This is a genomic window from Staphylococcus aureus (genome assembly GCF_001027105.1).
Taxonomy (GTDB): Bacteria; Bacillota; Bacilli; order Staphylococcales; family Staphylococcaceae; genus Staphylococcus; species Staphylococcus aureus.
Genome location: NZ_CP011526.1, coordinates 1,258,582 through 1,279,455, shown reverse-complemented (window position 1 = coordinate 1,279,455; position 20,874 = coordinate 1,258,582). Strand labels below are relative to the sequence as shown.

Here is a 20,874-nt window from a genome sequence, read left to right as displayed (position 1 = left end):
ATATAAATTTGTGTACTATTCTTCGTCAAATAATGACTTTGGTGCATCTTCTGTTTCTTCAACATCACCATCAGATATACCTAATTTTTCTCTCAATTTACGATCAATTTCTTCTTTAATTTGTGGATTTTCTTTCAAGTACATTTTAACATTTTCCTTACCTTGACCCATTCGTTCGCCATTGTAAGAATACCATGCTCCTGATTTATCAACGATGTCGTTTTCAACACCTAAATCAATAAGTTCACCCTCTTTAGAAATACCTTGTCCATACATAATATCAACTTCAGCTACTCTAAATGGTGGTGCCACTTTATTTTTAACGACTTTAATTTTAGTTCTATTACCTACAATTTCTTGTCCTTGTTTAAGCTGTTCTGCACGACGTACTTCTAGTCTTACTGAACTATAGAATTTTAATGCACGTCCACCTGGTGTAGTCTCTGGATTACCGAACATAACACCAACTTTTTCACGAATTTGGTTGATGAAAATAGCAGTTGTATTTGATTTAGAAATAGCACCTGAAAGTTTACGTAACGCTTGTGACATTAAACGAGCTTGTAAACCAACGTGAGTGTCTCCCATTTCTCCTTCAATTTCAGCTTTAGGTGTTAAAGCAGCAACTGAGTCTACAACTACAATATCAACTGCACCACTTCTAACAAATGCTTCGGCGATTTCAAGACCTTGTTCACCATGATCCGGTTGCGATAAATATAAATTATCGATATCTACGCCTAATGCTTGAGCATATTCTGGATCTAAAGCATGTTCAGCATCGATAAATGCTGCCACCCCGCCATTACTTTGTACTTCAGCAATAGCGTGAAGCGCTACTGTTGTCTTACCAGAACTTTCAGGACCATAAATTTCAATAATTCGTCCTTTAGGATAGCCACCTACACCTAGCGCATTATCTAATGTAACTGAACCAGTTGATGTAGTTGAAACTCGGCGACCTATATTGTCACCCAACTTCATTACGGCACCTTTACCGAAAGATTTCTCCATATTTTTAATTACTGTATCTAAAGCTTTTTGACGATCGTTATCCAAAGCGAGACCTCCTAATTGAAATTGCTATCTTTTAATTATCTTACCAATACTATACAAGGATTCAAAATAAAATACAAGTGTTTTGCGAATATTTGTTCGTATAAAATCTTGAAATCAAAACGCAAAAACGAACAAACGTGCTTATATTTTTATCGATAATACAATTAATTTGTTGTTCTAAGCCAATTTAATAATCTTATGAGCGCATAATTTTGACTTCTGTTCTTTAATAAATTTCTAGATTTAGACATTTTAAATTGCTCAGTTTTAAATTCAAAGTTATTATCATAGCCTATATGAACTACACCATCATACTCTAATAGAATAATTGCTGATGACACATTAAACAATTTATTAACAAATTGCACTGCATCTTTTAATTGCTGCTCAATAGGTTTATTAATATCAACAAAGTTTTCATTGTGATTAATCATACCCTTTAGAACATCGTTTAAATCCACTTCTTTCAATCGATGATATAAAGCACCATTAGTAATACCATCATATATTACAAAAGGTTCATGAATTTTCTTTATTACAGCTTGCTCAATTAATGTGTCATCTGAACCATAATAATATTCTCCAATACGATCAAGAATTTCTTGTTTAACAGGTTGAATCAATGATTGTGCTTGTTCTTTTGAGTCGGCATTTGCAGTCAATCTAATATATACTTCATGACTTCCCGCCAAAGGCGCAATCGTAGGATTAGTCTGTTTATCGATAAGATCTATTAATATTGTTTCTACTTTAGATTCACCTATTCCCGCAAATCTTAATAGTTCAGAATGTATAATTCGATTATGGTTTATAAAATGTGACAACAATTCATTTTTCACCATTGGTTGCATTTCTTTCGGTGGACCTGGTAATAAAATAATTTGTTTGTTTTCAAAATTCACCATCATTCCTGGAGCCATGCCATGATGATTTGTTAATACAGTTGAACCTTCAATTACTAAAGCCTGTTGTTTATTATTAGGTGTCATTTCTTGTCCTTGTTCCTCAAAATAGCTTTCAATATATTTTAAAGAAGGCTCATCAATAACTAAATCTTTACCAACAATCTGGGCCACTGTATGCTTCGTTAAGTCATCTTTCGTAGGACCTAAGCCACCTGTTAAAATAACAGTATCATATTTTTCTAGCGCATGACGTACACTTGATTCTAAACGTTTTTTATTATCTCCAATAACTTTATGTTCTAATACATTTTGTCCAATTTCATTAAATACTTTAGATAGAAATTGTCCGTTGGTATTAGCGATTTGACCTAGCAATAGTTCTGAGCCTACAGCAATAATGGCAATTGACATTTATATCCCCCTTGTATCGTTTAATTCATTTTTTCATGTATTTCATTTAAAAATTCACATCAATTTTAGATTCAATGTATCAGATGCTACTACAGATTTTCCCTAAAAAAATGAACAAATATTGTTTTACAATATATCATTATAAACAATTGCGTGGCTAATTTCTAAAATTGGGATTAAAAAAACTAGATTCCATATGAAAATGAAATCTAGTATAAACAAATATTTATTTTTGTTTAAAAACATCTCTACCTTTATAAAAGTATTCAATACCAGATAAGATAGTAAAAATAACGCCAATGTATAATAAAATTTGTCCTAATGACAAACCAATCAATGTTGCCAATGGATCACCTAATAACAACCAAGTAATTGCTACCATAGTAACTGCTGTTTTAATTTTACCTAATTGACCAGCTGCACTTACGAATCCTTGTTCAATTTGTAGTAAACGTAAACCAGTTACGGCAAATTCTCTGGCAATAATAATGATTGCTACTACAGAATTTGTTAGTCCTAGTTGCACAAGTACAATTAAAGCACTTGCAACTAATAATTTATCCGCTAATGGATCCAAAAATTTCCCCATATTTGTAACTAAATTCCATTTTCTAGCTAAATAACCATCAACAAAATCGCTAAGGGAAGCCAATATAAAAATAAAACCACTGATTAATAACTCAATTCTTATTTCATATCCTCCTAGAAATGACACATTGCCAAATCCAAAATCAACTAACGCAAACAATATAAAAACTGGTATTAACACTACTCTAAAAACCGTAATCTGGTTCGGAATATTCATTATACATCCTCATTTCTCACTAATTTATTTCTGTTAAAATATTAAAACTAACATGATCCATAACAATAAAGTTATTAAAACTGTAATACCCATGATTACTAATAATTGTATTGGCTCTTTTGATTTACTCTTATAATCTAAGTCTTTATTATTATTGAAAACTGTAATTACTTCGTCCCATTCGGCTTGGTTCGATGGAATTTCATCTTGATGAGCTTGAATTAATTGGTTAGGTTCAATATTTACTACGCTTGCATATTTTCTAATAAATCCTTCGCTGTAATTTTTATTCGGTAGTTGATCGAATTCATTATTTTCAATATGCACTAGCATTTCACGTTTAATTCCAGTACGTTGCTCTAATTCTGTTAAAGTCATTCCTAACCTTTCACGTCTACCTTTTAGCGCTTCACCGACCGTTTTCAATTCATAGCCTCCTTACACTTACTCGAAGAAACCAAAACCACCACCAAACGGATCTCCAAAATCTAAATTATTCTTACTTTGGACTGTCTGTTTCTTCATTTCTTCGTAATGTATTTCTTGATTTTCATTTTCTCTCAATTCGATAATATAGTCAAAATCTTCCATTGTACAAGTACTTGTTTCAACAAATAAATCTGGATGTTCAACGACTTTGATTGATGGTAACGTCATAACTTCGTTAACAAGCTCTTGATGTTTTGGATTAGATTCTCTGGCAGTAACTGCACCATCAATAATGTATACATGATTGGCATCATATTCCCCTTTAATTAGAGAGCTACGTACAGTTTGTTTTATTAAAGTAGAACTAATAAATAACCATCTCTTATGTGCACAAACACTTCCCGCAACAATTGATTCAGTTTTACCAACCCGTGGCATACCTCTAATGCCAATCAACTTATGACCTTCTTCTTTGAACAATTCAGCTAAAAAGTCTACTAACAAGCCTAAATCTTCACGCTCAAATCGAAAGGTTTTCTTATCTTTTGCATCTTGCTCAATATATCTTCCATGTCTTACTGCAAGACGGTCTCTTAATTCTGGTTTTTTAAGCTTTGTTATTTCAATTTCATTTATACCACGAGCTATTTGCTCAAAACGTTCAACTTTTTCAAGATTGTCTGTTTTAATTAAAAGGCCTCGTTTACCTTGATCAACACCATTAATTGTAACAATACTTATACCTAACATACCTAATAAACTAGATACATCACCTAAAAGACCCGGTCTATTAATTTCAATTTCGTATTCTAGGTACCATTCTTTTTTCTCTGCAACTGTCATGGTGAACCTCACCCCTTGTTTAATTAACAAATTATGATTCATTGTAATATTCATATTATAACATCAATCATAAAAACATTTGCTCATAAAAATAGTTCTATATTTTAAATATACCAAGCACCATTAACTTTCTGTATAGTTCCAGTAACACTTCTAGCATTTGGGTGATATAAATAGGCGCATGTATGAGCAACCTCACTCGGTAAAACCAATCGCTGTTGTGGTAATTCAGTTATCATTGCTTGAAGTTCATCTTCTTGCCACTCACTTGCCATATTACCGGCTACAAATCCAGGTGCGATAGCATTTACTGTCACTGATGTTAGTGCAAGCTCTTGACTAAGCGCCTTAACGAAACCTAATTGTGCACTTTTCATCGCCGAATAAATAGTTTCCATACTAGCTCCTGTCTCACCCCAAATTGATGAAATTACAATAATTCTTCCATTGGCACTTTGACGTAAAACATCAACGAAATATCTACATAATCGAATTAATTGCAAGACATTTAACTGATAACATGCATCAATATCATGGTCTTTCATATCTTGTAAAACACCATATAAAGACTGACCACTTGCATATATTAAACAGTCTAATGATTTAATGTCACCAAATGTTTTGTCAATATCAATTGTTTGAGATAAATCCGCTTGTATAAAACGAACTTTATCATCATTAAATTTGCTAGTTAATTCATTTATATCAGTACGATAATATTGCACATAAACTTCAAATCCATCAGTTAATAATTGTTTGACTATCTCAGAACCAATTGAACCAGAACCACCTAATACTAATGCTTTCATTACTTTTTAATCTCCAAACGACTATCGACTTGCTGATCTAAATTTAAATATAACGATGACGTTTCGTTAATACTATCTAACGTGATATTTTCAACAATGTCTAACATGTCAAACACGCTAACACCTTCAAAATACAATTTAGTATATTGATTAGCAATATATTCAGGTGAGTTTAAACTTGATATGAATTCACCTATAAATTGCTTTTTCAAAAGTTCAAATGCTTCTGCATCTTGGAAATTGCCTTTTTTATCACGCAACTCATCTAATAATAATTTTTTTAATTTATCTGGTTCTTCAGTAGCACTTGTCACGATTGAAAAACTATACGTCGGCTCTAGTACAAATTGATAACCAAATGTATCATCGATAAGTCCTTCGTTTAATAAATTCTGATAAAAATCTGTTTCTTCCCCAAAAATTAACTCAAAGAATAATGACATTTCTAAATCACGTTGTACATATTTTTGAGGCGCTTCTTGTAATGGTTTATTTTTAAAACCAAGCATTAGTCTTGGTGATTGAATTTTCATAGATTCAGTAACAAATGCTTCTTTAACATCCTCCGGTTCATCAACAAGTCCTCGTTCGATTTTGGGTTGGTTAACTTTATTACGAGCATCCTCGTGTTGTTTTACTATTCGACATATTGCTTCAGGATCCACATCGCCAACAACAAATAAAACCATATTTGATGGATGATAAAACGTTTCATAACATAGATACAAATCATCTTTTGTAATATCGTATATACTTTCTACACTACCGGCAATATCAACACGTATTGGATGTTGTTGATACATTGCACGCAATGTATTAAACATTAATTTATATCCAGGTTGCTCTTGATACATTTTTATTTCTTCTGCAATAATACCTTTTTCTTTATCAACAGTTTCTTTTGTAAAATAAGGCGTTTCAACCATTGTAAGTAAACGTTTAATGTTGTTTTCAATATTATCAGTTGCACTGAACAAGTAGCTTGTACGATCAAAGCTTGTAAACGCATTTGCTTGTGCGTTATCTTCAGCAAACGCAGTAAATAAGTCTTCTTCTTCTTTTTCAAATAATTTATGTTCTAAAAAGTGAGCAACTCCATCAGGTACAGTAACAAATTGGTCTTGTCCAAGGGGTTTGAATTGATTATCTAATGAACCAAATTGTGTAGTGTAAGTGACAAATGTCTTTTGAAAACCTGGTTTGGGGATAATAAATAATCGTAAACCATTTTCTAATTCTTGTTCGAATACTCTTTCGTCTATTAATTCATAATAACGCTCTTTCATTATTTATCCCCTCCTTTTGTCAACACATAGATTGTATCTAAAAATGCTTTTTCAGCAACAGAAACAATATCTTCGCGACTTACCTTCTGTATATCATTTATAAATGTTTCTTTGCTTTGTGGTTGCTCTAATAATATTTGGTTATGCATAATCTCTATAATACTTTTCGGACGATCTTCAGATTCATATCGATGAGAAATGATTACTTTTTTAGCTAACTCTAATTTTTCTTCAGTGAAATCTCCTGCTTTTATTTTTTCAAATTCACTTATAATAGTGTCTTTTGCAGTTTCGTACTTATCACTTGAAACCCCACTCAAAACAAATAAATAGCCATTTTTGCCATCAATTTGTGAATGTATAGAGTACGCTAAACTTTGCTTTTCTCGCACTTCATTAAATAAAACAGATGAAGGATCTCCTCCAAACATCATGTTAAATACAACAAAGGCAGCATATCCACTTTGTCCATATTGTGTTGGAAAACGGTATCCCATATTTAATTTAGCTTGATCCACGTCATCATATTCAACAATATAATCAACTTCTTCATCGTGTAAATGATGAGTAGAATGTTGGAATTGATGTTTATCGAATGGTTTAAGTGCAAATTTTTCACGTATTTGTTTCTCAACACTTTCAGGTTCTACATTGCCGACAACATAAACAGAACATTGATCATTATTAATCATTGATTGATATGTATGATATAGTGTTTCAGCAGTAATATGTGGGATTTGTTCTAGTTGTCCTGTAGATAAGTATTTATATGCTTCATTTTCAAACATATGGTCGAGTAATTTTAAAAACGAATATTGTGCTTTATTATCTACCATTGCTTCTATTTTTTTGGCTAATAATGTTTTCTCTTGGTTAACAAAATTATCATTGAATGCTTTATTTTCAATTAATGGATTCCAAATGATTTCTTGTAATAAATCTAATCCTTGATTAAATAATGATTCACCGTTTCTTAAATAACGTTCATTAACAATTTCTAATGAAAATGTAATGACATGCTGATCTTTGAATTTTGAAATTGTACTATTCACATACGCACCATATAAATCGGCTAAGTGATTATTAAACGACTTATCGGTTGGCCATTTCTTAGTTGCTCGAACTAATAATTTGCTTAATAATGATCTAGCTGTTATTGTGTCATATTCTAAAGGTGCCATAAATTTAAAAACTATAGTAGTTGTTTTAAATTTAGTTGTTGGTGAAACTTTGATATGTATATTTGGTTGAGATTGTCTACTCAAATATATAGCCTCCTCTATATCTTCTTACATCTATATTTTTCTAGTGATTTTAAATTGAACTAAGCTATTTTTCATATAATTTAATGAATACAAAATAGGTTCATCTGATTCATTATAGTGCGTAATTTTTAATAAAATCAAACCTTCGTGTGGCGAAGCATTCAGTACTTCGGATATTCGAGGTTCATAATTTACCGCTTCAATTTCTGTATCAGCATAACAAATATTATGATTACTTTGTTCTTTTATCGCACTTAGAATCGATCCATTGCTCATTTGATACTCTGTACATGTTAATTCTTTTTTAGCAATTTTATCTAAACAATAGACGACCGGTTCTCCATCGGCAGTTCGTAATCGTTCTATAATGGTTACTGGATATCCTTCTTCAACGCTCAACAAATTTGCATCTAACATAGTTGCTGGTTGCTCATCAAAATTTAAGTATTCAGTTCCGCATTCAAATCCTGCATTTTTAATCATTTGCCCAATACTTATAAGTTCATTCAATGGATAAAAGAAAGGGGGCAGTGACTTAACACTTGTGCCCTCTTCAAAATTATCTTTAATGACTTGTTCAGTAATCAATGCCTGAATTGCTTCATAAACATCGTCGGTTTTTACATTTAATTCTCTGGCAATTGATAAATTACTTGGAAGTTGGTCACCATATTCCAATTTATTTTGCTTAATCAAATTTAAAATGTATTGTTTAACGTTATATACCGCATTCATTTCTGACATTTTTTTACACCTCGTCATTATTAAGATCTATTAAAACTTGTCTAGGCTTGCTTCCTTTTTGTGGACCGATTACCTGATTGCGTTCTAAATCATCCATCAACCTAGATGCTCTATTATAACCAATTCTAAATTGGCGTTGTAACAATGATGTACTTGCCTTTTGTTGTTCAACAACAAACAAATACGCTTCATCATATAAAGCATCTTCACTTTTCATTTCCGATTTATCCACTGGTGCATCTGGTTCCATTTCTTTTACATAATTTGCCTGTTGTTGTTCTACTACATAATTTACAACATCTTGCACCTCTTGGTCACTTAAAAACGCCCCTTGAATACGTGTTTGTGATGAGTCACCATTTCCAACGTATAACATGTCACCTTTACCAAGTAACTTTTCTGCGCCGCCAGTACCAATAATAGTTCTTGAATCTGTTTGAGAACTCACAGCAAAAGCTATTCTAGATGGAATATTATTTTTAATGATACCTGTAATTACATCCACAGAAGGTCTTTGTGTCGCTACAATTAAATGTATACCTGCTGCACGTGCCATTTGTGTAATACGTTGAATCGCATTTTCAACTTCTTTACCAGCTACCATCATTAAATCTGCAAGCTCATCTACAATAACAACGATATAAGGTAATTCTGGTTGCTTCTCATCTAATTCTTGATTTTGCTTACGGATTAATTCGTTATAACCTTTAATGTTTCTAGTTGATGAATGTTGGAATAAATCATAACGTCTTTCCATCTCAGCTACAATTTTTTCTAAAGCTTGAGCAGCTTTATGAGGATTTGTAACAACCGGAATTAATAAGTGTGGAATTCCGTTATAAACATTTAGTTCAACCATTTTCGGATCGATTAACATAAGTTTAACTTCATGCGGCTTAGCATTTAATAAAATACTTGTAATAATACCATTTATACAAACAGATTTACCACTACCCGTCGATCCTGCCACCAATAAGTGTGGCATTTCATTTAGTGGAACAGTAATTGGATCACCTGATATATCTCTTCCTAATCCAACTTCTAGTTTATTATTAGACGGGAATTTTTCATCTAAAACTTCTTTTAGTGAAACTAATGAAATTTTCTCATTTGGCACTTCAATACCTACTGCAGAACGACCAGGTATTGGCGCTTCGATTCTAACATCTTTTGCTGCTAAAGCTAATGCAATATCATTATGCAAGTTTACAATTTTACTCACTTTAACCCCTTGAGCTGGTTGAATTTCATATTGAGTTACTGCAGGACCAATTTTAATTTGTGTCACTTTTGCATTTACCCCAAAATCTTTTAATGTATTCTCTAGTACTTGTCCTTTACGTTGCACTTCAGCTTTAGATGTTGCTTTTTGTTTTGCAGGTTGATTAAGTAAAGTTAACGGTGGAACAACATACGATACATTCGTAACTTCACCAGCTTCTTCAATAGTGTTTTCACTTTCAACACTGTTATGAGTTTGTTCTGTTAATTGTTCTTGCTGATCTGCTTGATGATGATTTACGATGTTATTCGAACTATTCTCTGCATCAAACACTCGTTTTTTTCGACTTGGTTGACTCTGGCTTTTACTTTCATTTTCAGTATGCCCATAAATTGGAATATCTCTTTCTTGAGGCACTTCCGTAAAATCACTCACATCTTTTATTTGTGGCTGTTCATTTTGACGTGCCTTTTGTTCTTCTTTAAGTCTTGCTTTTTCTTCACGCTTCAATTGTTTTTCTTGGTTTCTTTCCGACATTTTTTCATTAAATGAACCAAACCAAGCTTTTATATTTTCCAGTGCAACTTTTGCAACTTCACGATGTTGATGGTTTGTTAATAAAATAACACTTGAGCATAATAATAAAATAGTAATAATACATACACCAAATAATGAAATTAAAGGTACGCTTAACTCTAATAAATAAAAGCCTAATACACCGCCACCAAAATTTGGGAAATGACTGTGTTGGTATGACTGATACACATAAGAAAGTACAGGTTCTCTTTCAGCTTTGATACCACTATTAAAATGAAAAACTAACTGTGATACAAATAGCAATGCAATTTGCAATACAATCGAACCAGCCGTTCGTCTAGTTTTAGGAATACGTTTAGAGTATGTAATAAAACCAGTTGCTAAGAGTACTAAAATATATGTTAAATATCTACTGTACCCAAATAAATAATTAAAGAAGCTGTCAATTAGACGACCTATTATTCCTAATTGGAAAACACCCAACACCATTAATACAACTACTAAAATAGCTATGACATAACGTATCGGATTATCATTCTTCTTTTTCCTCGAATTTGTTCTTTTTTTTGATGTTGTTTTTTTCTTAGCTGTCGATTTCTTTTTTGCTTGTGCCAATTGACGCACCTCCTTATGTTGCCTTAGTTAAAACGACGTTATTATATATAATTTCCTATTTGATGTTTAGAATATGTAGTCCAAACAGACGATGAAAGAGGTTAGAACAATATCATCTATGTATCAATTTACTTAAGATAACAGATTAATCGTTACCCCTTCAATTGACTATCATAAAATATAAGTAAATTGTCCATGACAACCATTATATTTCAGTGACTTGTTCTGACCTCTTTTATGTTAATGACTTTTTGATTAAATTTCAGAAATTACTGGAATAATCATAGGACGACGTTTTGTACTTTCGAATAATAGTTTACTAATTTGATCACGCATATTTTGTTTAATTTCAGACCATTCTATGCGTTTTTCTTGTAAACCAGCCTCTACTATTTCACGTACTTTCTCTTCTGCTTCACGTAATAAGTCTTCACTTTCACGTACATATACAAACCCACGAGATTGAATTTCAGGTCCCGCAGCTATACGTCTATTTTTAGGATCTAACGTTACAACAGCAATAAAGATACCATCTTCTGCTAAAAGATGACGGTCTCTCAACACGATATTTCCTACATCCCCAATACCAATGCCATCTATTAAAATATTTCCTGAATTTACCTTTTCATTTAATATCATATCTTTACCGTTGTAATTAATGACATCTCCTTTTTCCACAAGGAAAATCTTTTCTGGTGCAACACCTGCTTCAGCTGCTAGCTTCGCATGTGCTATCTGCATTTTAAATTCACCTTGTACAGGAATAAAGTATTCAGGTTTCATAATATTAATCATCATTTTTAATTCTTCCATGCAACCATGACTTGAAGCATGAATCTTTTTGTTATTTGGAATAATATGTGCGCCAGCACGTACAAGCTCATTTAATGTATTCGCAATGATAACTTCCATATTAGCAGAAGCCGTAATTGCTAAAAATACAGAATCGCCTTCTTCGATATTCATAATTTTATGCTTATGTTGCGCCATTTGACTTAAGGCTTCTACAGGTTCTCCTTGCATACCAGTAGCTATAATTATCACTTCATTTTTAGGATAATTATCAACTTCTGTTATAGGAATTAGCAAATCTTTAGGAATGTCGAAATACCCCATTTTACGAGCAATATTAAATGAACTTTCAAGTGATCTTCCTAAAAATGACACTTTACGATTTAGCTTGCTAGCAATATTTAAAACTTGCTGAATACGTATAAAGTTCGAAGCATAACATGAAACTATCAAGCGACCTCGCACTTTTGCAAAAGCATCATACATATGATGTTCAATCACATTTTCCGGAGTATTATATCCAGGTTTCTCTGCCTCAGTAGAATCACTGATTAAGACAAATACGCCTTCTTCACCAATCTCTGCCATACGTTTAATATCTGGTGCATAATGTCCATGTAAACTTTGGTCAAACTTAAATTCACCTGTATACACAATGGCACCATATGAAGTGTGAATACAAACACCTAAACTATCAGGAATACTGTGTGTCGTATTAAAGAAACTAATATTCACGTTTTTGAATCTCATAATTGAATCATTATTAACTGTATAGTAGCGAACTTTTTTATCAATATTACGGGCTTTCATATTTTCTTTAATTAACGCTATTGTCAATTTAGATCCATATACTGGTGCATCTAATTGTTCTAAAACATAACTCACTGCACCAATCGCGTGCTCATGTCCGTGTGTAAGGAATATACCCTTCAATTTATCTTTATTTTCAAGTACGTATGAAATGTCTGGTATAACAATATCAATACCTAGCATTTCGTCTTCTGGAAACATAAGTCCAGCATCTAACATAAACATTTCATCGTCTACTTCAACGATATACATATTTTTAGCAATTTCGCCAACACCGCCTAATGGTATAATGCGAATATCTTTATTCTTTTTCTTTATTAAACTCAAAATCTTACCTCCTAAATTTGTTACCCGTCCATATATAAACTCACTATTCATTATAAGTTAAAAAACACTTGATGTACACTATTAATCACTATACATACAGGATAATTAACAGTTGCACACAAAATAATAAAGCGTTTTAAAATGTTCAATACAACAAATTCAAAACGGGTCACTTCGTAAAAAGTGGCATAAAAAAATCACATGACGATACATTGTCGTCATATGACTTTAAATATTATTCTTCTAATGCTCTATGTGAAGCATTTACTCGACCTTGTTTATCAATTTCAGTAATCTTAACTTCAATTGTGTCACCGATTTTTAATACATCTTCCACTTTTTCAATTCTATTTTTTGAAATTTGTGAAATGTGAAGCAACGCATCTTTACCTGGGAATAGGCCTACAAACGCACCGTATTTTTCAATACGTTTAACAGTGGCTTGATAAGTTTGACCTACTTCCGCTTCACGTGTAATTTCCTCAATGATTTCACGAGCACGATTTATCATAGCTTGATCAACAGCACCAATAAAGATAGTACCATCTTGTTCAATATCTAATTTAACACCTGTTTCATCAATAATTTCGTTAATTTTTTTACCACCAGGTCCGATAACATCTCTAATCTTATCTGGTTTAATTGTCATAGTTACAACTTTTGGCGCGTAAGCACTTAATTCAGTACGTGGTTGATCAATTGTTTGTAACATATGATTCATTATTTCTAAACGACCACGTCTCGCTTGTTCTAGAGCCTCTTCGATAATTTCACGCGTTAAACCGTCAATTTTAATATCCATTTGGATTGCTGTAATACCTTCTTTAGTACCAGCGACTTTAAAGTCCATATCACCTAATGCATCTTCCATACCTTGGATATCAGTTAAAATCGTATAGCTATCTTCACGTGTAACAAGGCCCATAGCAATACCAGCAACTGGTGCTTTAATCGGTACGCCCGCATCCATTAATGCTAATGTTGATCCACAAATTGACGCTTGAGATGATGAACCATTTGATTCAAGTACCTCACTTACAATACGAATTGTATATGGGAAATCAGCAGTATCAGGAATAATATATTTTAATGCTCTTTCACCTAACGCACCATGTCCAATTTCACGACGACCTGGCGCACGTACTGGACCAGTTTCACCTACTGAAAAATTCGGGAAGTTGTAATGATGCATGAATCTTTTTTCTTCTTCAGGTCCTAAACCATCAATTAATTGATAATCGCCTAAAGCACCTAATGTTAAAACTGAAAGTGCTTGAGTCTGACCACGTGTAAATAGACCTGAACCATGCGTTCTAGGTAAAATACCAACTTCAGAATCTAATGGACGGATTTCATCAGGTTTACGGCCGTCTGGTCTAATTTTTTCATCTGCAATTAAACGTCGAACTTCTTCTTTCACTAATTCATTTAAAATTGCATAAACTTCTTTAATAAGTAATTCATTCTCTGGATCTTCTTCATCGATAAATTCATTGACGATTTCTTCTTTTAAGTTATCAAGATTTTCATCTCGTTGTTGTTTATCAAATGTTAAAACTGTTTCTTTAAGTCCTTTTTCTTCGGTTAAAGATTTTACACGTTCAACTAGCGCTTCATCACGCTCTGCTGGAATAAATTCTTGTTTAACAGGTTGAATGTGGTCGACGATTTGTTGTTGGAAATCAACTAAACGTTGAATCTCTTCATGACCAAAGAAAATCGCCTCTAACATTTCTTGTTCAGTAATCTCACTAGCGCCTGCCTCTACCATGTTTACCGCATCTTTATGACCAGCTACTTCAAGGTCTAAACGAGAAACTTCTTTTTCTTCTACTGTTGGGTTAATGATATATTTACCGTCAATATAACCCACATTTACACCGGCGATTGGCCCTTGGAATGGAATATCCGACACACTAAGCGCCATAGATGAACCAATCATTGCAGCCATTTGTGGTGAACAATCAGGATCTGCACTTAATACCATGTTCATAATTTGAACATCATGCTTATATCCTTTAGGGAATAAAGGTCTAATTGGTCTATCAATTAATCGCGCAGTTAATGTTGCATCGTCACCAGGACGTCCTTCTCTCTTTTTAAATCCACCAGGAATTTTACCCGCAGCGTACATTTTTTCTTCATAGTTCACTGTTAATGGGAAGAAATCTCCATCACGAGGTTCTTTTGATGCAGTTGCCGTCGATAACACGACTGTATCTCCATAACGAACCAATACAGCGCCATTTGCTTGTTTAGCTAATTGCCCTGTTTCAATCGTTAAAGATCTTCCTGCCCATTCAGTTTTAAAAACTTTCTTTTCTTGAGACATTATAAATCTCCTCTCTTGAATCTAATAGTTATATCATATCATTTATTATCGTATTTTAATATTAGTTATAAAATATTGAATTGGAAAAAAAGAGAGCGGGATATCCATCTATTATTTACAAAATAGACTTATCGTCCCACCCTTATCAGTATAAATATAAGTTATATTTTTTAAAAAAACATACTTTATTTTTAATATCTTGATTATTACTCTAGGTGTACTTATATCATCTTTATCTCATTGTAACCTTATTATTCACTCAATATTAGCTTAACATATAATAAATGTTAATATTTGTAAAAAGCTTTTTTAATATAAATTAAGGTTGGAACATAAATATGCCCCAACCTCAAAGACGTTATATTAAGATTAACGACGGATACCAAGTGATTTAATTAATTCACGGTAACGTTGAATATCTTTACTACGTAAGTAGTTTAATAAATGTCTACGACGACCTACCATTTTTAATAATCCACGACGTGAATGGTGGTCTTTTTTGTGTGTACGTAAGTGTTCGTTTACTGCGTTGATTTCTGCAGTAAGTACAGCGATTTGTACTTCTGGTGAACCAGTATCAGTTTCGTGTACACGGTATTCTTTAATGATTTCGTTTTTACGTTCTTGTGAAATTGCCATAATCAATTTCCTCCTTAAAATGTTTGAATACTCCTTAATCCGAGTTAGGCGTTGGAGATTCGACCTACTAAGAAAAAGGTGTGGTATAGATTGTTTATATAACTATACGCAACTCTAGATATTATAAGCTACTTCATCACCAAAATCAACTGCTAATAAATATTTAGCACGCGATTTATCATCGTTCATTTGTTTAACTAATGGGTCGATACCATCAAATTTAATCTCAGGACGTAAGAAATGATGCCAATTCACGGTCACTCGTTCACCATAAATATTATCCTCAAAGTCAAAGATATTCACTTCGATGACAACTTCTGCTTTGTTAGGATCATGAAATGTTGGCTTTACACCTATGTTAGCTACCCCTCGATATAATTTATTTTCAGTGCCGATTTCAATACTAACAGCATAAACACCTTTACGAGGTAACAAATAATCATCACTAGGTTGAATGTTAGCTGTTGGGAAGCCAATAGTTCTTCCCCTTTTTTCACCTTGCACTACAGTGCCTTTAATAGAATATATATAGCCTAAAGCATCATTCGCTTTTTGCAACTCACCATTGATTAAATCTTGACGAATAGAAGTTGTAGAAATTTTTTCATTTTCAATTTCTTGTTTACTCACAATTGTCGTATTAAACGCATCATATTCTTGAAGTACAGTCATATTACCTTTTCCAAATTTACCAAAAGTAAAATCAAAACCAGCAATGACTTCTTTTACATTATTTTTAATTATATAATTTTCAACAAAATCTTCTACGCTCACATTAGCAAACCTAGATGAAAAATTAACCACTATACAATAATCAATATCATGTTGGCTAATTTTTTCGATTTTATCTGAAAGTGGCGTTAAATACGTTGTTCGTTTTCTTTTAGGATTCAACACGACAGACGGATGCGGATCAAATGTCATCACCGCTTTTTTTAAACTGCGTGCCTCAGCTATTTCGTTTAATATATCAAAGACTTTGTCATGACCTTTATGCATGCCATCGAAAAATCCGAATGCCATTGCAACATCCTCTGTAATATACTGTTTAGATTGTATAGGATGTGTCACTTCTATGACTTTCATAAATTCTATCTCCTTTAATTAAAGACTTTTTTAGGTTTAATTTCTGATTCTTTTGTAGGGTGTACCATATAAATTGCTAATACTTTTTCTGAATCATCATCAATAAATACAATTTGGTCTTTAATTTTGTTATCAAATTCATTTTTATTAAATTTCTGCCCATTTAAAATACGTTTTTTTATGTGCGAATCTTTAATTTTAATGCTTGGCAAACCCTTTAATCCATATTCTAAAGGAAACAATTTATTTTGCAATGAATCCTGCTCATGAAGTTCTTTTATTTGTTCTAATGTAAGGCTATCTTTCAACACAAATCCACCAGACTCGATTCGTGTTAATTTCGACATATGTGCCGGAAAGCCTAATTTCACACCAATATCAGTTGCTAGCGTTCTAATATATGTACCTTTACCACAGATGACGCGTATTTTAAAATGACACTCATTTTCTTTAAAATCTAATTCAGATATACGCCCAATGTCTTTAATATTAACTTTACGCTTTGGTCTTTCAACTGTTTCATTATTACGCGCATATTCATATAATTTTTTACCATTTACTTTGACGGATGAGTACATCGGCGGAATTTGTTCAATGATACCTTTAAAACTTTCTAACAATCGGTCAATATCGTCCTTATTAAAATCTGCTGAGTGTACACCTTTTGTTTCCAATGTATCACCCGTTTGATCTTCAGTCGTTGTACTTCTTCCTATCGATACAGTTGCTTCATAAGCTTTGCCCATATCCATAACATAATCACTAACTCTCGTTGCATTACCTATACATACCGGTAACACGCCTGCAACTTCGGGATCAAGCGTACCCGTGTGACCTATTTTTTTAGTTTTTAATATTTTACGCAATTTGAATACAACGTCATGACTTGTTAAACCGCGCTCTTTATATACTGGTAATATCCCATTATACATATAGTCACCTTCTTTTTTAAAATATATTTTAATAGCGTATCAACTAAATTTATTCATAAAAAAACTGGAAAATGTTAACTATTTCTACACATCTATGTATTAACTGTTTAATGTTAATATACCGATATTAAGAAATTATCAAACATTTTCCAGATACCTAACACTAAATTATCTATCTTGTTTGTGTAAATCTTGAATCATTCGTTCAATTTTATTACCATATTCGATTGATTGATCATATTCATACATTAATTCCGGCATAATACGTAATCGCATTCTAGAACCTAATTCAGACTTAATGAAGCCTTTTGCTTTATCAAGTGCTTTAAATGTATTTTCTACTTCTTTATCGTTACCTAATACAGTTAAAAATACTTTAGCCTGCGATAAATCATTTGTTAAAACAACATCTGTAATTGTAATAAAACCAACTCGAGGATCTTTGACTTTATTGTTGATGATATCCATTAATTCCTTCTTCATTTGTTCACCAACACGCTCTGCTCTCATACTGCTCATTCTTGTCACCTCTTTATCTTTAAGTTCAATTGTTATTTGCATTTTTTAGTGTAACAATGCTTAAACAATTATTTTAGCTCACACGTTATTTTAATAAATTAAGCCTATAAAATCAAATAAAGTTTGCCGTAAGATAGGCATTTCAACAGAAAATTTTCCAATAATAGTCGACATTATATTTTGTCATTAAAAATCATTCTAGGCCACCACAAAATTTTATACAAAATCATGTCCATATAACGTAACTTTTAATAGGTAATCTATTCTAATAAAAAACCAAAAGCTAGTATCAAATATGCTCCCTATAAAGTAGACACTTAAAAAGTGCAATATTTATAGGGAGCATATCAATCTTAACTATACTTTTAGCTTGTAATTTATTTAATTAACGCTTAATTTCAACCATTTCAAATGCTTCGATAACATCGCCTTCTTTAAGGTCATTGTAGTTTTCAATTGTAATACCACATTCATAACCTTTTGCAACTTCCTTAGCATCATCTTTGAAACGTTTAAGTGTATCTAATTCGCCTTCATATTGAACAATACCATCACGAATAATACGTACACCAGCATTTCGCGTAATTTTACCTTCAGTAACATAACATCCAGCAATAGTACCAACTTTAGAAACTTTGAATGTTTGACGAACTTCAGCTTGTCCGATAACTTGTTCTTCAAATTCTGGATCAAGTAAACCTTTCATCGCTGATTCAATTTCTTCGATAACATTATAAATAACTCTGTGTAAACGCATATCAACATTTTCAGCTTCTGCAGCACGTTTTGCACCACTGTCTGGACGAACATTGAAACCAATGATAATACCATTTGAGGCATTAGCAAGTGTCACGTCTGACTCATTAATTGCACCAACCGCTGTATGAATGATACGAACATTTACGCCTTCAACATCAATTTTCATTAATGATGCAGCTAAAGCTTCAACAGAACCTTGAACATCACCTTTAATAATAACGTTTAAATCTTTCATTTCACCTTGTTTCATTTGTTCAAACAGGTTATCTAATGAAACATTTTTACTTTCTTGACGTTGTTGTATAATGCTAGCTTCGTGTCTTGATTCACCAATACGACGAGCTTGTTTTTCATCACTAAATACAACAAAGCGATCCCCAGCTTGTGGCACATCATTAATACCTGTAATTTCAACAGGCGTTGATGGACCAGCCGTTTTGATTCTTTGACCTAAGTCATTAACCATTGCACGGATACGGCCGTAAGTATTACCAACTACAATCGCATCACCAACATTTAATGTACCGTTTTGTACTAATAATGATGCAGAAGGACCACGTGATTTATCTAATTCAGCTTCGATAACTGTACCAACAGCACGGTTTTTAGGATTTGCTTTAAGTTCTTGAACTTCTGCAACTAATCCTATCATTTCTAATAAATCGTCGATACCATCACCACTTAATGCAGAAAGTGGAACGAAAATTGTTTCGCCGCCCCAATCTTCAGGAATTAAACCATATTCAGTTAATTCTTGCATAACTCGATCAGGATTTGAAGTTGGTTTATCAATTTTATTTACTGCAACAATAATTGGTACTTCTGCTTCTTTAGCATGGTTAATTGCTTCAATTGTTTGTGGCATAACACCATCGTCAGCTGCTACTACTAAAATAGTAATATCTGTTACTTGTGCACCACGCGCACGCATCGTTGTAAATGCAGCATGTCCCGGTGTATCTAAGAAAGTGATTTTTTTGCCATCGTTTTCAATTTGATATGCACCAATATGTTGAGTGATTCCGCCTGCTTCACCTGCTGTAACTTTTGTATGACGAATTGAATCTAATAAAGTCGTTTTACCATGGTCAACATGTCCCATAATTGTTACAACTGCTGGTCTCTCAATTGCCTCTGGATCATCTTTTTCGTCTTCGAAATAGATTGATAAGTCTTCTTCATTAATCACAACTTCTTCTTCAACCTCAACGCCATAATCATCGGCAATTAATTCGATTGTTTCTTGATTTAATGATTGATTGATATTAGCAACAATACCAAGTAAGAATAATTTTTTGATAATTTCTGATGATTCAACATTTAATTTATCCGCAAATTCGCCTACTGTAATACCTTCTTGATATGTCACTTTTGATGGTATTTCTTTTGGAGCAGCTGGTTGATTTTGTGGTTTATTATTCTTGTTATTTTTCTTATTATTTCTATTATTCTTTTTATTGCCTTTGTTGCCTTTATTATTTTGTTGTTGATTCTTTTTGTTATCTTTTTGTTGCCCTTTATTTTGGTTTTGATTGTTTGATTTTTGGTGATTATTTTGAGTGCTTTGTTTATTGTCGTTCTTTTGTTCTTTTTTGAACTTTTTATCTAATGCTTTAATTTGGTCATCTTCCAAAGCTTGCATATGATTTGAAACCTCAATATTCATGCTTTTTAACTCATCTATAATCTCTTTACTCTTTAGATTTAATTCTTTCGCATATTCGTAAATTCTTTGTTTACTCATATAA

The 20,874-nt window shown here is 32.5% G+C and carries 17 protein-coding genes; all 17 read right to left on the bottom strand.

What is annotated here, in order from left to right; all coding sequences use genetic code 11:
- Positions 1–15: 15 nt before the first annotated feature.
- Entirely contained in the window at positions 16–1,059 is a 1,044-nt protein-coding gene (gene recA, locus AA076_RS06415) for a recombinase RecA (RefSeq protein ID WP_000368166.1), read from the bottom strand.
- Between the two features lie 164 nt (positions 1,060–1,223).
- Positions 1,224–2,375 (bottom strand): CinA family nicotinamide mononucleotide deamidase-related protein, encoded by a 1,152-nt coding sequence (locus AA076_RS06410; RefSeq protein ID WP_000020361.1) that lies wholly within the window; start codon positions 2,373–2,375, stop codon positions 1,224–1,226.
- Between the two features lie 226 nt (positions 2,376–2,601).
- Positions 2,602–3,180: a CDP-diacylglycerol--glycerol-3-phosphate 3-phosphatidyltransferase gene (gene pgsA, locus AA076_RS06405; RefSeq protein ID WP_001025093.1), complete on the bottom strand. Its 579-nt coding sequence runs from the start codon at positions 3,178–3,180 to the stop codon at positions 2,602–2,604.
- A gap of 33 nt (positions 3,181–3,213) precedes the next feature.
- Positions 3,214–3,606, bottom strand: coding sequence for a helix-turn-helix domain-containing protein (locus AA076_RS06400; RefSeq protein WP_000859443.1), 393 nt, complete (start codon positions 3,604–3,606; stop codon positions 3,214–3,216).
- 18 nt (positions 3,607–3,624) lie between these two features.
- Complete coding sequence (locus AA076_RS06395) at positions 3,625–4,452, bottom strand: YmfK family protein (RefSeq protein ID WP_000214890.1); 828 nt, start codon at positions 4,450–4,452, stop codon at positions 3,625–3,627.
- Between the two features lie 104 nt (positions 4,453–4,556).
- Positions 4,557–5,261, bottom strand: a complete 705-nt coding sequence (gene ymfI / locus AA076_RS06390; protein WP_000646227.1) for an elongation factor P 5-aminopentanone reductase — start codon at positions 5,259–5,261, stop codon at positions 4,557–4,559.
- Entirely contained in the window at positions 5,261–6,547 is a 1,287-nt protein-coding gene (yfmH, locus tag AA076_RS06385; protein WP_000664766.1) for an EF-P 5-aminopentanol modification-associated protein YfmH, read from the bottom strand. Before yfmH ends, ymfI begins: the two co-directional genes overlap by 1 nt.
- Entirely contained in the window at positions 6,547–7,812 is a 1,266-nt protein-coding gene (gene yfmF, locus AA076_RS06380; protein ID WP_000089941.1) for an EF-P 5-aminopentanol modification-associated protein YfmF, read from the bottom strand. The genes yfmH and yfmF overlap by 1 nt, the downstream gene beginning before the upstream one ends.
- A 30-nt stretch (positions 7,813–7,842) precedes the next feature.
- Positions 7,843–8,556 (bottom strand): GntR family transcriptional regulator, encoded by a 714-nt coding sequence (locus AA076_RS06375; RefSeq protein WP_001293307.1) that lies wholly within the window; start codon positions 8,554–8,556, stop codon positions 7,843–7,845.
- A 4-nt stretch (positions 8,557–8,560) separates the two neighbouring features.
- The gene (locus AA076_RS06370; protein ID WP_000035767.1) at positions 8,561–10,930 is read right to left on the bottom strand and encodes an FtsK/SpoIIIE family DNA translocase; all 2,370 of its coding nucleotides are present in this window, start codon (positions 10,928–10,930) and stop codon (positions 8,561–8,563) included.
- Between the two features lie 255 nt (positions 10,931–11,185).
- Positions 11,186–12,859 (bottom strand): ribonuclease J2, encoded by a 1,674-nt coding sequence (rnjB, locus tag AA076_RS06365; RefSeq protein WP_000052590.1) that lies wholly within the window; start codon positions 12,857–12,859, stop codon positions 11,186–11,188.
- Between the two features lie 235 nt (positions 12,860–13,094).
- Positions 13,095–15,191 carry a polyribonucleotide nucleotidyltransferase gene (pnp, locus tag AA076_RS06360; RefSeq protein WP_000076690.1) on the bottom strand — a complete coding sequence of 699 codons (2,097 nt, stop codon included), beginning with the start codon at positions 15,189–15,191 and terminating at the stop codon, positions 13,095–13,097.
- Positions 15,192–15,560: 369 nt separating this feature from the next.
- Positions 15,561–15,830 carry a 30S ribosomal protein S15 gene (gene rpsO, locus AA076_RS06355; protein ID WP_001018328.1) on the bottom strand — a complete coding sequence of 90 codons (270 nt, stop codon included), beginning with the start codon at positions 15,828–15,830 and terminating at the stop codon, positions 15,561–15,563.
- Between the two features lie 114 nt (positions 15,831–15,944).
- Positions 15,945–16,916 carry a riboflavin biosynthesis protein RibF gene (ribF, locus tag AA076_RS06350; RefSeq protein ID WP_000864185.1) on the bottom strand — a complete coding sequence of 324 codons (972 nt, stop codon included), beginning with the start codon at positions 16,914–16,916 and terminating at the stop codon, positions 15,945–15,947.
- A gap of 14 nt (positions 16,917–16,930) precedes the next feature.
- On the bottom strand, positions 16,931–17,848 hold the full coding sequence (gene truB, locus AA076_RS06345) for a tRNA pseudouridine(55) synthase TruB (RefSeq protein WP_000282305.1): 918 nt from the start codon (positions 17,846–17,848) through the stop codon (positions 16,931–16,933).
- Positions 17,849–18,016: 168 nt separating this feature from the next.
- Positions 18,017–18,367: a 30S ribosome-binding factor RbfA gene (gene rbfA / locus AA076_RS06340; RefSeq protein WP_000097322.1), complete on the bottom strand. Its 351-nt coding sequence runs from the start codon at positions 18,365–18,367 to the stop codon at positions 18,017–18,019.
- Between the two features lie 385 nt (positions 18,368–18,752).
- Positions 18,753–20,870 (bottom strand): translation initiation factor IF-2, encoded by a 2,118-nt coding sequence (gene infB, locus AA076_RS06335; RefSeq protein ID WP_000043634.1) that lies wholly within the window; start codon positions 20,868–20,870, stop codon positions 18,753–18,755.
- Positions 20,871–20,874 lie beyond the last annotated feature (4 nt).

What these genes read in the sequence shown, in the direction of transcription:
- AA076_RS06410 (WP_000020361.1), bottom strand. Translation starts at nt 2,375, where the DNA reads ATGTCAATTGCCATTATTGCTGTAGGCTCAGAACTATTGCTAGGTCAA.
- pgsA (WP_001025093.1), bottom strand. Translation starts at nt 3,180, where the DNA reads ATGAATATTCCGAACCAGATTACGGTTTTTAGAGTAGTGTTAATACCA.
- AA076_RS06395 (WP_000214890.1), bottom strand. Translation starts at nt 4,452, where the DNA reads ATGACAGTTGCAGAGAAAAAAGAATGGTACCTAGAATACGAAATTGAA.
- ymfI (WP_000646227.1), bottom strand. Translation starts at nt 5,261, where the DNA reads ATGAAAGCATTAGTATTAGGTGGTTCTGGTTCAATTGGTTCTGAGATA.
- yfmH (WP_000664766.1), bottom strand. Translation starts at nt 6,547, where the DNA reads ATGAAAGAGCGTTATTATGAATTAATAGACGAAAGAGTATTCGAACAA.
- AA076_RS06375 (WP_001293307.1), bottom strand. Translation starts at nt 8,556, where the DNA reads ATGTCAGAAATGAATGCGGTATATAACGTTAAACAATACATTTTAAAT.
- pnp (WP_000076690.1), bottom strand. Translation starts at nt 15,191, where the DNA reads ATGTCTCAAGAAAAGAAAGTTTTTAAAACTGAATGGGCAGGAAGATCT.
- rpsO (WP_001018328.1), bottom strand. Translation starts at nt 15,830, where the DNA reads ATGGCAATTTCACAAGAACGTAAAAACGAAATCATTAAAGAATACCGT.
- ribF (WP_000864185.1), bottom strand. Translation starts at nt 16,916, where the DNA reads ATGAAAGTCATAGAAGTGACACATCCTATACAATCTAAACAGTATATT.
- truB (WP_000282305.1), bottom strand. Translation starts at nt 17,848, where the DNA reads ATGTATAATGGGATATTACCAGTATATAAAGAGCGCGGTTTAACAAGT.
- rbfA (WP_000097322.1), bottom strand. Translation starts at nt 18,367, where the DNA reads ATGAGCAGTATGAGAGCAGAGCGTGTTGGTGAACAAATGAAGAAGGAA.
- infB (WP_000043634.1), bottom strand. Translation starts at nt 20,870, where the DNA reads ATGAGTAAACAAAGAATTTACGAATATGCGAAAGAATTAAATCTAAAG.